General features: G+C 54.2%; 17 protein-coding genes. 11 read left to right on the plus strand and 6 right to left on the minus strand.

The genetic code is table 11. The annotated features are described in order from the left end of the window. On the plus strand, positions 1 to 289 hold a 289-nt coding region (locus K5905_RS02130; RefSeq protein ID WP_297579777.1), incomplete at its 5' end, for an FAD-linked oxidase C-terminal domain-containing protein. A 40-nt stretch (positions 290 to 329) separates the two neighbouring features. Here the strand turns inward: K5905_RS02130 and K5905_RS02135 are convergent. Beyond that, positions 330 to 539, minus strand: a complete 210-nt coding sequence (locus K5905_RS02135) for a hypothetical protein (RefSeq protein ID WP_297579780.1) — start codon at positions 537 to 539, stop codon at positions 330 to 332. Between the two features lie 225 nt (positions 540 to 764). Between K5905_RS02135 and dnaA the strand changes: the two genes are divergently transcribed. After that, the gene (dnaA, locus tag K5905_RS02140) at positions 765 to 2228 is read left to right on the plus strand and encodes a chromosomal replication initiator protein DnaA (RefSeq protein WP_297579783.1); all 1464 of its coding nucleotides are present in this window, start codon (positions 765 to 767) and stop codon (positions 2226 to 2228) included. 249 nt (positions 2229 to 2477) lie between these two features. Next, on the plus strand, positions 2478 to 2918 hold the full coding sequence (locus tag K5905_RS02145; protein WP_297579785.1) for a glyoxalase superfamily protein: 441 nt from the start codon (positions 2478 to 2480) through the stop codon (positions 2916 to 2918). Between the two features lie 257 nt (positions 2919 to 3175). On the opposite strand, the gene K5905_RS02150 is transcribed toward K5905_RS02145, so the two are convergent. Together K5905_RS02150 and K5905_RS02155 are read right to left on the minus strand one after the other, a co-directional pair. Continuing rightward, a complete protein-coding gene (locus K5905_RS02150) occupies positions 3176 to 4036 on the minus strand; it encodes a methyltransferase (protein WP_297579788.1) in 861 nt (286 codons plus the stop codon). Between the two features lie 88 nt (positions 4037 to 4124). Then, positions 4125 to 4880 carry an SOS response-associated peptidase gene (locus K5905_RS02155; RefSeq protein WP_297579791.1) on the minus strand — a complete coding sequence of 252 codons (756 nt, stop codon included), beginning with the start codon at positions 4878 to 4880 and terminating at the stop codon, positions 4125 to 4127. A gap of 122 nt (positions 4881 to 5002) precedes the next feature. On the opposite strand from K5905_RS02155, the gene K5905_RS02160 reads away from it, so the two are divergent. From K5905_RS02160 to K5905_RS02180, 5 genes are all read left to right on the plus strand, one after another. Beyond that, complete coding sequence (locus tag K5905_RS02160; RefSeq protein WP_297579795.1) at positions 5003 to 5515, plus strand: hypothetical protein; 513 nt, start codon at positions 5003 to 5005, stop codon at positions 5513 to 5515. 28 nt (positions 5516 to 5543) lie between these two features. Next, a complete protein-coding gene (locus K5905_RS02165; protein ID WP_297579796.1) occupies positions 5544 to 5966 on the plus strand; it encodes an NUDIX hydrolase in 423 nt (140 codons plus the stop codon). A gap of 103 nt (positions 5967 to 6069) precedes the next feature. Continuing rightward, on the plus strand, positions 6070 to 7098 hold the full coding sequence (locus tag K5905_RS02170; RefSeq protein WP_297579798.1) for a DUF3179 domain-containing protein: 1029 nt from the start codon (positions 6070 to 6072) through the stop codon (positions 7096 to 7098). A 38-nt stretch (positions 7099 to 7136) separates the two neighbouring features. Next, entirely contained in the window at positions 7137 to 7547 is a 411-nt protein-coding gene (locus K5905_RS02175) for a TIGR02301 family protein (protein WP_297579800.1), read from the plus strand. Positions 7548 to 7737: 190 nt separating this feature from the next. Continuing rightward, positions 7738 to 8010, plus strand: a complete 273-nt coding sequence (locus K5905_RS02180) for a hypothetical protein (RefSeq protein ID WP_297579801.1) — start codon at positions 7738 to 7740, stop codon at positions 8008 to 8010. Between the two features lie 160 nt (positions 8011 to 8170). Here the strand turns inward: K5905_RS02180 and K5905_RS02185 are convergent, their stop codons facing one another. Further along, a complete protein-coding gene (locus tag K5905_RS02185; RefSeq protein WP_297579803.1) occupies positions 8171 to 8806 on the minus strand; it encodes a LysE family translocator in 636 nt (211 codons plus the stop codon). A 190-nt stretch (positions 8807 to 8996) separates the two neighbouring features. Between K5905_RS02185 and K5905_RS02190 the strand changes: the two genes are divergently transcribed. The 3 genes from K5905_RS02190 (at position 8997) to K5905_RS02200 (ending at position 11360) form a co-directional block, all read left to right on the plus strand. Then, positions 8997 to 9677 (plus strand): hypothetical protein, encoded by a 681-nt coding sequence (locus K5905_RS02190; RefSeq protein WP_297579806.1) that lies wholly within the window; start codon positions 8997 to 8999, stop codon positions 9675 to 9677. A 123-nt stretch (positions 9678 to 9800) separates the two neighbouring features. Next, entirely contained in the window at positions 9801 to 10415 is a 615-nt protein-coding gene (locus K5905_RS02195; RefSeq protein ID WP_297579809.1) for an AraC family transcriptional regulator, read from the plus strand. 282 nt (positions 10416 to 10697) lie between these two features. Further along, complete coding sequence (locus K5905_RS02200) at positions 10698 to 11360, plus strand: L,D-transpeptidase (RefSeq protein ID WP_297579811.1); 663 nt, start codon at positions 10698 to 10700, stop codon at positions 11358 to 11360. Here K5905_RS02200 and K5905_RS02205 read toward each other — a convergent pair. Further along, complete coding sequence (locus K5905_RS02205; RefSeq protein WP_297579815.1) at positions 11357 to 12049, minus strand: class I SAM-dependent methyltransferase; 693 nt, start codon at positions 12047 to 12049, stop codon at positions 11357 to 11359. The two genes, K5905_RS02200 and K5905_RS02205, sit on opposite strands and share 4 nt — an antisense overlap. Before the next feature lie 21 nt (positions 12050 to 12070). Beyond that, positions 12071 to 13333 (minus strand): DUF3419 family protein, encoded by a 1263-nt coding sequence (locus tag K5905_RS02210; RefSeq protein WP_297579817.1) that lies wholly within the window; start codon positions 13331 to 13333, stop codon positions 12071 to 12073. Positions 13334 to 13440 lie beyond the last annotated feature (107 nt).

A 13440-nucleotide genomic window follows, 5' to 3' on the forward strand; every position in this document is an offset into this window, starting at 1 on the left:
CCGGCCGGTGCCCTTCGGCCATATCGGTGACGGCAACATTCACTTCAACGTCAGCCAGCCGGTCGGTGCAGACAAGGAAGACTATCTCGCCAAATGGGATGAAATGAACGCAATCGTTCACGGTATCGTTCATGATTTCGGCGGCAGTATTTCAGCCGAACACGGCATCGGCCGTCTCAAGCGTGAGCTGCTCAAGGATGTCAAATCCAGGATCGAACTGGACCTTATGCAGCGAATCAAAACTGCCTTTGATCCCAAGGATCTGCTTAATCCCGGGCGCATTCTCTGACACGGGCTTCAGATTTGCACATTGAAAAGCAGCCGCCAAATCAACCAGGCGGCTGTTTTTTTGCGCGCCCGAACATGTATTGAAACCAAATTCCAATCAGTGCTTTTTTCGAAGCTTTTTGCCGTTTTAAAACCGCAAAAAACCAAGGAAAGACAACTCTTTCGCGAGTTTTTCGAGTTCTCGCCGACAGTGCGCCACCGGTACCATTCAGCGCAATGATACCCAGGCAAATTCCGTTGATTACAAGCAACGAAACGTCGTTCGTCTATCGGCTTATAAAAACAAGCCATTTGAAAACATGGTTAGCAAAAGGTTAATCTTGTTGCACAGGCGTTAATAAGCCATCCGGTCAGGAGGTCTTGCGGAAAACTTCGAACCGGCAAAGCAGGCAGCGACACAGGCGGCAAGTCGCAGCTGAATGATAGTGCACAGGAGGGAACGCGCTGATCGCGCATTCTCTCAAATGGAGGCCATGATGGAGATTCAGAACCTGACCAGTTCGGATCAATGGGAGCGTGTAAAAGAAGAGTTATGCAAGGAGTTGGGGGAAGATGCTTTCTCCAACTGGTTCGGAAGGGTTGAGCACGAAGAGACAGCCGGTGGTGCGGTCCGCCTATCAGTGCCTACCGTGTTCCTGAAAAACTGGATCCAACGCAATTATACCGAACAACTCATCGGTCTTTGGAAACGTGAGCAGAAGGACATCGACCGTATTGAGGTTACGGTTCGCAGCGTCCTGCGCCCGCGGATGCCACAGCCGACGCAACCACCGCAACCTATCACGCCACGCCGCATACGCGGCCGCAAGCAGGCAGTCAACAGGTCGATCCATTTCGGACTCTCGCCCACAGCAGTGGACATTCCGTGCCTTGCCGACATCAGCGACGAGGCAGCCGTGGATTTTCTCAACGGTGCGGCGTTGAGCTCCAAAATGACATTCGACACCTTTTGTGACGGCAACTCGAACAACCATGCTTTCCGTGTTGTTCGTCAATTTGCGACAGGTCATGAACACCGGTTGGAATCGCTGTACGTCCACGCGTCGGCCGGCATCGGGAAAACTCATCTGCTTCAGGCCGCCGCATCCGAAGCCCGCAGGTCCGGACGGCGCGCTGCCTACATGTCGGCCGAGTTCTTCATGTATCACTTGGTGCCGGCGTTGCGCACAGCAGCTTTTCCCCTGTTGCACCAGTCGCTGAAGTCAATCGACTTGCTACTGATTGACGACCTTCAGTTTCTCCACGGCAAACAAGGTCACGAAGAATTCTGCAAAACGCTGGATATGGTGATGGAGTGTCCTTCTCAAGTGATCATCGCCGCGGATCGTCCACCTGAAGACCTCACGACGCTGCCTCAGCAGATACAGCAGCGCCTGCGGAGTTCACAGGTCGTCTCCATTCAAAAGGCTGATTTTGCGCTCCGGCACGAAATCCTGAAGCAGGCCGTTTTGCGGGCGCGCCAACGATATGCCGACTTTGACGTACCTAACGACGTCGCCGACTATATCGCTCGCCATGTCACGTCCTCTATCCGGGATCTTGAAGGCGCTCTTAACCGCCTGTTCGCCCACAATCAGCTGACCAGACAACCCGTCACACCGGAATTTGCAAAGAAGACTCTGCGCGACCTGGTGCAGAATGAAGAGCCGCGCGCCGTCAAGGTTGAAGAGATTCAGCAGATCGTGTGCAAGCACTTCAGCGTATCCAAGGCGGACCTCTTGTCGTCCTGCCGGGCGCGCACGCTTGTCCGGCCGCGCCAGATAGCAATGTATATCGCAAAGGCGGTGACCGGTCGGTCGCTGCCGGAGATCGGCCGTCGCTTTGGCAACCGGGACCACACAACTGTTCTGCATGCCATTCGCAAGATCGAAGCCCTGCTGACACGGGACGCGGACCTTGCCCAGGAAATCGATCTGCTCAAGCGGCTGGTTCATTCCTGAAGCACTTTCGACCAAAACTGTTGCATCTGGCCGGCGCCAGCCGCTTATTCGTGTGCGTTGACAAGAAGATCCCATCCACCTATTTCTGATTCCGGTTCGCGGGAGCCGGCCGTCCGCAGGCATGAGCCAAGGTGAATTCCCGTACGCAAGATATTTCTTGCGATTCTGATCTACCTTCACAAGCAAGTGCAGGCAGATGGCAATGCGGACCCCATTCATAATCGCCTGCCTTTCTTGAAAGGTAAATCCATGACGCTACCAAGCGTTTCCGACCTCAAGGCGCAGGCCCGACGATTGCGGACCGCGCTGGCAAGCAACGGACAGACCGTTTCCCATAGTCAGGCGCTTGAACTTCTGTCGGCGCAATACGGATACCGCGACTGGAACACAGTCTGTGCTGCAGCCGTTTCCGAAACAAGGCAGCCCTTCGCAATCGGTGACAGGGTTACCGGGACCTACATGCGGCAGCCATTTTCCGGCGAAGTCAGAGGTCTTTCCAAGCTTGCACAAAGCGGCCATTTCCGCGTGACATTGCAATTCGACCAACCGGTCGATGTGGTGAGTTTCGACAGCTTTTCCGCGCATCGCAGTCGGGTGACCTCGGTCATTCGTCGTGACGGCGTTTCTGTCAGCAAGACTTCAGACGGAGAACCGCATCTGAACTTGAAGCTCCCTAGACCGGAGCAGTGAGCGCAATAAAAGGAATGTATGCTAGGCCGTGTGGACGAATTGGTTTCGGGCGCGGCGCGTGTTGCATTTGAGTTGCGAGCAGGAGGGATGCGAAGCCCGTATTGATGTACGGCGAGCCTTCCGACGCCCTCAAGACTCAAATGCGCCGCGTTCTATAGGCCGCGATTGCGCTGAAAACGGTGATGAGTTGTGAGGAAAAGTGCAAAATGTGGACCTTGCCCGATTGAACGCTGTTGCGCAGCAGCAGATCGCCGTTTTCAGCGCAACTGAGCCATCACAAGATGACCAGGAACCGGGTCTCCAGCTTCCAGCCTGACCGTTATCGGGTCCATCGTCAGAATATCAAATCCGGCGGCATCCAATGCCGAACGAATATACGATTCTGCTTGGGCGAAACGATTGTTCGGGCCGACCATGTAGTCTTTGCCCTGAAAAACAGACTTGCCGAGTGTTTCAGTTGAAAAAGCCAGATAACCTCTTGCGTTGAGACGACCGACTGCACCCGCCAGAAAAGGCTCGACCGCTCCGAGATACGGAAAGACATCGGTGGCTGCAATCAGATCCCAATTGGGGCGCGAACCGTCCTCTTCCTCAAAATCCTGTAGGAACTCCACCGCTTCGCCGACATAAAGGTCCTCATAGACTTCCCGGTCATAGGCAAGTTCCACAATACGCTCGGACAAGTCGACACCGGTTCGATGTGTGGTGCAATCCGCCAGTGCCATACCGGTGAGCCCGGTACCACACCCGAGATCGAGCACACGAAAAAATGGCCCGATTTCTAGGCGCTGGATCATGTCCCTCAACAAAAGCGGGACGCAATAGCCAAGTTCATCGACCAGAATTTCATCAAAGACATCGGCGTGCTGGTCGAACAAGGTGGAGACGTAAGCATCCGGCATTTTTTCAGGGGCGTTTTCAGCACCGATGGCCGCCAGACGAATGCTGACACCGCCCGAGTCCAATGGATCCAGAACCAACGCTTCACGAAAAGCCTGCTCGGCGCCTTTAAAATCTCCGGCTTTCTGCAGCTCAAGTCCACGGTTATAAGCTTCCGCCAAAGCTTCGTTTTCTGGCGTATCTTCAACATCGGGTGAGTGGTTATCGTGTTCGCTCATGTCATAATCCTGGCCGAGATCCCTCCCCCTACAGCGATGCTGCCGCAAATGCACGGTAAATCTGAAAGACGCCGGGCCGGCCAACAGGTCAGAACAGATCGAGTTGACTGTCATCTTTGGTCTTTGGCTCAGCGGCCTCGCGTTTGACACCCGGTCGCGGCGATATTGTCATTTCATCCACGCTGATTGACCTTTGAACATCCTCATCATCATTGACGACCTTGTTCACCCTGCTGGAAATCGGGGATGCCACGAGAAAGTCATCTTCAACCGGTTGAAGCATCTTCTTGGCTTCACGCGTATCCACATTGGCAGTGTCCAGCCATGCTTCAAACGAATCCGGCTTCAAGATCACCGGCATCCGGTGATGGATTTCAGACATCATGCGGTTCGACTGGATCGTGAGAATAGCCCCGCTATCCATATCGCCACCATCGGGATCCGACCAGGTGTCCCACAGACCGCCAAAGGCCATGATGTTCCCGTCGGCCGGGCGTATCCAGAATGGTTGCTTTCCTTCGGAGGTTCGACGCCATTCGTAAAATCCGGATGCCGGTATCAGGCAACGGTGATGGCGCATGGCTGCACGAAATGACGGCTTTTCGGCTGCCGTCTCCGCCCGCGCGTTGATCAATAGCGTGAAGCTTGCTGGGTCCTTGACCCAGGACGGTATCAGCCCCCAACGGACAAGATGAAAACGACGCTTGCCATATTCGTATCGAACCGTCGCAATCGGTTGCGTCGGTGCAATGTTGTATCGAGGTGGAAAATTAGGTTGGTCCAGATAGGCAAAGAAATCCCGAACCGCATCGGGTGGTGTTGTGAGAGCAAGGCGACCACACATTACTTCAACTCCGTTTCGGATCTCGACTGCCAACACGCGGTACGCAACAAGTGCCCCCAAGTTAGGCAATTGGAAACAAAAAAGAAGTAGCTTAGCACTCAAGCGAATAACAGGGGGCCGATATGGAATGTGTGAATCCAGTTCTGGGTGCCGGAGATCTGGCAGCTGAAAGGCTGGAGCAGGCCAATATCAATGCCCAGACCGGACTTGCGACCGATTACCTGAATCATTTCAATGAAGTAATGATGCTTCTCGAGATGCTTCCGGACATGCCTGACTGCGCAGAAGACGTTCTGGAGTGGGGACCGCTCGATTACGAGGGGCACTTTGAGAACTCGACTTTCAAGGACAAGCAACTCGCCATTCTCGCCTATTTCGCTGCACCATCACACCTGCGTGAACACCTGGAAACCCAGGTTGCCGAAATCAACGCACTTGTTGGCCAGATACAGGATCAGTTGCGCGCCGCTACCGACCCGGCCATGATCGCCGCGGAAATTGCGGATAAGGCGACGCATGAGATCAAGCCGCTGATTGCTGCTGCCGGTGCCGTAATTCACGGCCATGTTGAGCCGGAAGCAACCCAGCATGAAGGTGATGGTGCACAGGCGGAAATCGACGCTCTGTTCGCTTAGAACTCCATCTTTTGTCAGGTGGCTGCTGATGTCGCGATTTTATCCAACAGTCCCTCGTGCCAGCGTAAGTGTCCTGTGCCATAAGGACGGACGCGCGCTGATGGTCAAGCGCGGCAGAGCTCCTTTCAAGGATCATTGGAGTTTGCCGGGCGGCGTGATCGAAATTGGCGAGACCCTGATCGAGGCCGCTGAGCGAGAACTCTTCGAAGAAACCGGCATAACGGCTACGCTCGGTGCTCCGGTCGAGATTTTCGATTCCATTCAGCGCGATGAAAACGGCAAGGTTGTCACACATTTCATCCTGACTGTTTTCACCGGGACGCACTCCTCGGGTGTGGCACAGGCCGGTGACGATGCTGCAGAAATCGAGTGGGTTCACCCGGACGAGCTCGACAAACTGCTGACGACACCCGGGACGCCTGCACGCATCCGCCGCCACATGCCGAAATAGTTCATAGGCAAACCGGTTCACACAGGTTTGCAGTAGTTTGATTCCCAATCCAACTGAATGTGGAGGACGATGCCTCGGTTCCTGACTGGATGGGAAGCAGGCCATGCGCAAATCACACTCAGCCTTACCGACAGTGTTTCACTGTCTCGCGATTTTTGTTCTTGTGGTATTGGTGCCCACACCTCCAGCGGTCGCCGATCCTGAGCAATGGAAACGCGGAGGCTTCACAACCGATTTCTCCAAGACCACGGTCAGCCTGGATTCGATTTTTTCAGGTGGCCCGCCGAAAGACGGCATTCCCTCCATTGATGATCCTGGATTCGAAACCGCCGAAAGCGTGTCCTGGCTGGAGGACCGTGAACCTGTGATCCGGCTGGAACTGGATGGCGTCGTCAAGGCTTACCCTTTGCAGATCCTGATCTGGCACGAGATCGTCAACGACACCATCGGCCAAGTTCCTGTCTCTGTCACCTATTGCCCCTTGTGCAATTCTTCCATCGTGTTCGACCGCCGGCTTGACGGAGACATTCTCGATTTCGGCACGACAGGTCTTCTGAGAAATTCCGATCTTGTGATGTATGACCGTCAAAGCGAGAGCTGGTGGCAACAATTCACCGGTAAGGGAATTGTCGGAATCCATGCGGGGCGTGATCTGAAAATGATCCCGTCCACAGTTGTCGCATTCGGTGACTTCAAGAAGAACTCTCCCAATGCAGACGTGCTCGCCCGCCCGGATCCGCCCCGCCGCAACTACGGTTCCAATCCATATGCGGGATATGACAGCCGGACGGCGCCCTACCCGCTTTTTCAAGGCGAGCTGCCGGAGGACATCAACCCCATGGCAAGAGTTGTTGTCGTGCGGGACGACGACCAAACCTTTGCGGTGACCCTGGAGCATGTTCGCCGTGAAAACTCTGTTCCGCTCTCCGACAATGTCCAACTGCGCTGGACCGGTGAACAGGCGTCAATACTGGATAAACGCGAAACCCGGAAAGGACGGATCATCGGCTCGGTTGAAGCAATCAGGACCGGTGAAGGAGATGAAAGGCCTCTTGTCCACGATGTCACTTTCGCCTTTGTGGTTCATGCATTTCATCCAGAGCTTCCAATTCTTGGGATCAAGACACCATAGCGCTTGCGACGCGCTCGGCGAATGCGCATGATCCGCTCATGAAACTGAAGTGCATGCAATCTGTCGTTTATCCGGCCACGTTACTCGCCGCTATTTTTCTTGGCTGGCCGGGACGGGTTGTATCCGCACAGGAGGTTGGCATTGAAGCGCCACCTTACGAACAGCAGCTGATGCGCCTTTCTGAAATATTCGGTGCCCTTCATTTCCTGCGTCCGTTATGCAACGAAATCGACAGTCCCAGCTGGCGCGACCAAATGGAAGATTTTCTGGACGCTGAAACCATCGATGAAAACCGCCGACGTCGCTTCATTGAACGATTTAACCAAGGTTATCGTGGTTTCTCAGTTGCTTACAGGGAGTGTACTGACGCTGCCCGTATCGCTATGGGACAGTATCTCACTGAAGGTGAGACCATTATCAGCGACGTTACCAGCCGATATGGCCGTTAGTTTCGGCAAAATTCTTCAAATTGTTACGAGTTGGTTAACCTTTTGAATCAAATTTGTGGGTGGCCGTTAAGTTTGCGTTCACGGTTACTTATCAGCGCGGTTTACCGTGCTAGGATCAAGTCATGAGATTCGGGGCAGGAACACGTTGGGGTTGTTTCCAAGTGTTCGGGAAGGACCGGTAAGGGAACGAATGATTAACGACGATTACGCTGAAGCGGCAATGGAAGCTGAATTTGCCGAAGACGAAGATATCAGACGTGCCGCTCTCGGCTTCATCTCAGACGCATGGGCTGAGGCGATAGCCAACGGTGTCGATGCTGATGCAGTGGCACACGCTGCAATGTTCACCGCGCTAGCCGATCTGGTGGCAGCCTATGGTGAAGATGCTGTTGCGAAGCTGGCCGAAGGCCTGCCAAACCGCATTTTGCAGGGTGATTACACGGTGAACCGCGTTCTTCAGTAATACGCGCGGCCTCATATGACAAAAAGGCCGGCTCGTCCGGCCTTTGTGATTCATTGCCTGATGATATCTTGTGACCGGTGATCGCACGATCTGACCGGTCCCGACCGTACACTTCCCTCAATAATTGTTGCAAACCATATCCGGCTGTCCGCAGGAACCGTCAAACCTTGTCCAGTGCCAGCTTCAGATAGATCAACGCCCCGAAGGCAACCAGTATGAAACCGGCAATGTGGTTTGCTCTGTCCAGCCACTGATCGTCAATCCGCGATCTGAAATGCGAAACCGTTGCTGATATCAAGATCCACCATGACGTTGCCCCGGCAGCCACACCTACGATCATGACCAGCGCACCTGCGTGATCTCCATGCGGTGGGCGAAACTCGCCAAGCGCACCAAAAATAGCGATGAAAGCCAGAATTGCGCCTGGGTTGGTGATCGCCATGAAAAAGGCCGCAGTTGCATCACCGATAAACCGGTATTCGGTGCCGTTGCCGTTCTTTTCCAGATGCGGATGGGTGTTCCAGATTTTTATGCCGAATATGATCAGCAACGCGCCACCGACGATCTCGATAAGGCTGAACTGGTCCTGGATGAATGTTGTTATGGCGGAAACGCCGAAAATTGCGGCCGTTGCATAAATCGTATCTGCCAGAACCGCGCCAAGTCCAACAAAGACGCCGTGGCGAAAACCGCCGCGGACAGCATGCTGGATAGCCATGACATTCACCGGCCCGACTGGTGCTGTTGTGAGGATCCCGACAAAATAGCCGATCAACACATATTCCAAAAAAGTCACAGCCGGTCCTTCTCTGTAGACCCTCAGAATCGTTTATTGCCCAATGCGATACTCGATAGCGGGCCGGTCACTTTGTGACAAGAATGAGATTTTCCCCTCGTCCCTGTTTCCAGCATCGCACGAATTGTTTAAGGAAAGGCGCAAGGGGCAAGCCCCTGGGGCAGTCGGGCAGAACCAGAAGGAATTCGCCATGGGACGGACAATTTCGGCGGCAATCCTGTTCGCTTGCCTAATTTCTGCACCGGGTCAGGCAAAATCGGTCCAGACCGAAACGATCCCGATCTCTCCGGAAGAAACGCCGCAATCCGCACCGATTCCTGAAAACGAATTGAAGGTGCCGGCAAGCGAGACCCCGCTCCGGGAGCCTTCGTCCGACGCAACAGCATCCGATACAGATGACGCATCTCCGCCGCAGGTGCTCTACAACACGTCCGTCTTACCGAAACCCGTAGCCCGCATGCATTCCCAACTGAGGGAAGCAGCTCTCGCGGGGGACCTTGAACGGATCCGAATGGTGCTGGAAAGCAACGAGTTGCCACCAACGCTTTCCTTCGGTGAAATAGGTGATCCGATCGAGTTTTTGAAAGACAGTTCCGGCGACGGTGAAGGGTTCGAAATTCTGGCCATTCTGGCCGACACGCTGGAAGCAGGTTTTTTGCATGTGGATGCCGGAACAGCTCAGGAAATGTATGTCTGGCCTTATTTCGCGCGCTATCCGCTGGATGCCCTGACCCCGGATCAGAAAGTGGAGATGTTTCGCATCGTGACGGCGGGTGACTTTGCAGAAATGCAGGAGTTTGGCGCATGGACATTCTATCGGGTCGGCATTGGCCCCGACGGAACGCTTCATTATTTCGTCGCCGGCGACTGATCGGCATCGAAGGCAGTGCTCGATTTCTTTCTTGCGTTCAATCGACCCAGCACGTCAGTCCTTCCGCGAAATTCCTTCAATTGCAAGTGACAGAAAATCTGCCTCATCCAGGAAGCTCTTTGAATGAACCCCAATATTGAAAAAATTGACGCAGCGCGTCGAGCCTGCGGTTTTCTGACGATTGCTGAAACCCTCGACCTGCTGAAGGACAATCTGCTGATCGATCCCTTTTCAACCCTGATATCGAGCGGAATTTCCGTCGGCCAGAACAACATCTTCTACCCTGGTGTCACTCTGCAAGCCACGCAGGGCATGCAGATCGTACTCGGCAACAACAACACCTTCCATTCAGGAACCAGCATGTCTGCATCGGAGGGAAACGTCACGGTTGGCAACGGCAATCAATTCGGAGATGGCGGTTTCACCGCCAAGGCGAACAGATCCGGAGCTGAGATCCGCATCGGCGATTGCGGTCGGTTTCTCAATAATCCAAGCATATTTGGCCAGACGACCCTCGGCGACGGGACCCAGCTTTTGGGCAACATAATTGTCGACAGCTGCATTCTCGGTGACGGTGGCTCCTTTGAGGAACCAGACCCGGATCTCAGAGGAGGCCTCTTGAAAGGCTTCGGCACTGCAAGAAACCTGACGGTGCCACGGGGGAACGTTATTGCCGGTCAGGGACACTTTGACGAAACGAACCTGCTGCCTCAATCGCACTTCCACCCTAAAGACTGAGTGCTTGCGCGCATCATTAATTGCTCGACCAAAATGCTGTAGACTTATCCTGCTTCCGCCGAACAGGCACTGCATTCTTCAAGACTTACCTTCCCAAACCACCCAATTCCGATGCTTCGTTAAACATCCATTTACCATAATTGTGTTGCCTTTATTTCCGGAAAAGGTGTTTCATTCGGCTATTATTTAAATCTGTCGGATTTTCCATACTGCTTCACGCAAGGTTATCCGAACAGAATTTTTAAATTGACGTTTCGAATGCTCCGATGAAAGGACTCGAATATGGCGTTGGGTTTGAGCCGCCGCAGTTTGATTGCCGGACTTCCATTTCTCGTGGCTGCGTGCCAAAGCCAAAAGAATTCGACGATACAGGCAGGCCTCAGTCCCCTGTCTGATGGAACACCCGATTACACTCTTGCCTATGCTCCCACCGTTGATGGTGGATTTTCGCTTCCGGCAATTGAATATCAAAGTTTTGATCCGCAATATCTTCGTCAGACCGTTTATTATCCGACGTCATATCCTGAAGGCACGATTGTCGTCGACCCGAACAACAAGTTCCTCTACCTGATCCAGCCCGGCGGATACGCCATACGCTATGGCATCGGTGTCGGCCGGGCGGGATTTGCCTGGAACGGCGAAGCGGTTATCCGCTTCAAACGGGAATGGCCGAAATGGTTCCCACCCGACGAAATGATCGAACGCGACCCCAGTCTGGAAAAGTACCGGGAAGGCCAGGAAGGCGGTCCGAGCAACCCGATCGGTGCACGCGGACTTTATCTCTGGCAAGGCAACAAGGACACGCTCTACCGCATTCACAGCACCAACCAGCCAAGCAGCATCGGCACGAATGCTTCCAGCGGCTGCATTCGCATGTGGCACCAGGACATCATAGATCTCTATGATCGCGTCAATGTGGGCGCCAATGTCGTTGTTCTGGCTTAAGATGCGCGGTGATCGGAACTAGCTTTGTTTTCAAACTGCATCTTCCGTAGTTCGGCATAATCCGAATAGCCGCGATAAAGGCGATGAAACCTCAGCTCAGCACCACAGTTCTGTGCCAGGTTGCTGAGTTCCGCTTCCAGGCCGGCACGCGGTGTCACGTGAAAGGACTTCAGCCACGAAAACAGAAGTCGCTTGAACCAGCCGGGCAGACTGCCCTGCTGGCCGAAATCGACGACATGGATGCGCCCACCTTCCGCGAGACGGGAACAGCCCGCCGCCAGAGCCTCGCGCCAGACCGGGATCATTGAGAGCGTATAGGAATAAAACACCCGATCGAATGCCGAAACTTCCAGGGCGTTTGTTGCCGATGGACTGCCGGCATCGCCTTCGATCAGCTGAATTTGAGAACTCAATCCCGCCTTTTCGATATTCCTGTCTGCTGTCTCTAGCATATGCCGGGAAATGTCGAGGCCGTAGAAGCGGGCTTCGGGATAGTGTCTGGCAGCAACGATCAGATTGCGCCCAGTGCCACATCCCAGCTCCAGTACGGTTCCGCCACGTGGAGGCTTGAGCTCTTTGACAAGATGATCCCGACCCAGCAGGTAGTATTTACGTGTCAGATCGTAGACGTGACGCTGGTGGCGATAGACGGTGTCCATCAGCCGGGCGGTTTCAACGGCTTCGTTCATCTGAGTGTCCTCCGCCTTCACTTAACCGTTGAAGACGTAAAGGTGGAAGCCACCGTAAATTGAGGACCGGTCCTGACGTCCGAGTTCGAGGCTTTCCTCTTCCCTGTAGCTCCAGCGGTTCAAAATCTGGTTCGCCACCCGGCCCGGCAACAGTGTCGGCTCTGCAGCCGTTCGGAATACAACGCGGGCTCCTGGACGTGCTGTCCGTGTAATCTCGCTCCACAAAGCGTTGAGCTGGTGATCAGTCATCCAATCCTGAGCGTCGAGCAGGACATAGGCATCCAGTGTCTCCTCGGCGACGCTCTGAAGATGTTCGGTGAAATTTCGATTGAGAACACGAACACGTCCGGCTCGTGCACGGATTTGCTCGAAATGATTGCGTTTCAGGTAAGGTGGCAATGGACCGGACTCGCCGGTGGAACCGTCTGCAGCAGGTGCGTAGCCACGGCCAAAAGCCTGCCAGGCAAAATAGTTGTCCTGCATGGAAAAATCACACGCGAGCTTTTCCAGACGCTGCCTCAAGACAGAAGACATATCGCCTTCGGCACTTGCCGATACCAGAGCGTCATATTGTGCAGGCGGAATGCCCAGACCATAGAGAGACATCTTCTTCGATGTTGCCCAGCGAACCAGACGCTTGTCGAAAAGCGGCGCCAGCGCCGTGTCGAAAAACGAGCGCTGCTCTTCCAGTGTCCTTGTCTTCACCATATGTTTCGGATCAATGCCGTAGAGCCGCGCAACCAGGTGTCCGGCTCCGATGCAATAGCCGAGCAGACCATGTTGATAGAGGTCGCGCGAAAACAGAGTAATGCGCTTACGGCCCCAATTGGCGAAATCGCGGCCTTCCCAATAAGCACTCGTTTCTGCATCAAGATTGTCTTTCAGGAAGCGGTTGTAGGCCGCAATATTTGCCTTTTCGTCAGCCTCGCCAAAGAAACGATAGAACGTCTGGTAATTGGGAAAGTGCCTGGCCGCTGCGAGCTTCAGCCGGCCAAGCGCCACATGGGCCCGGTTCAGATCAACCGCCGTGATCTCTGCCGGATTGGCAGTCAGATAGGACATGACGTTGCAGCCACCGGACGCGATAGCAATCATGCGGGACTGCGGCGTCAACTGTAATGCCTTCATGTCGACGTCCGGATCTTCCCAGATCTGCGGATAGACGAGCCCCTTGAATGCGAATGTGAACAGCCGCTCCAGAACACCTTCCCGCGATGTCGCATCCGAACGGTGAACAGCATTCCTGAGCCGTTTTTTAGAAGCTGTGAGCGTGCTCTTTGTCATTATCGTCTCCCGAGTCACCCGCGCGATGTAACAGTCTTCCGATACGTCAGAGAGACGACAGTTTGGTGACGCTCCAGGAGTTTTGTGAGCTTACCCGGACAATAAAA

The sequence above is a fragment of the Roseibium sp. genome (genome assembly GCF_025698965.1).
Taxonomy (GTDB): domain Bacteria; phylum Pseudomonadota; class Alphaproteobacteria; order Rhizobiales; family Stappiaceae; genus Roseibium.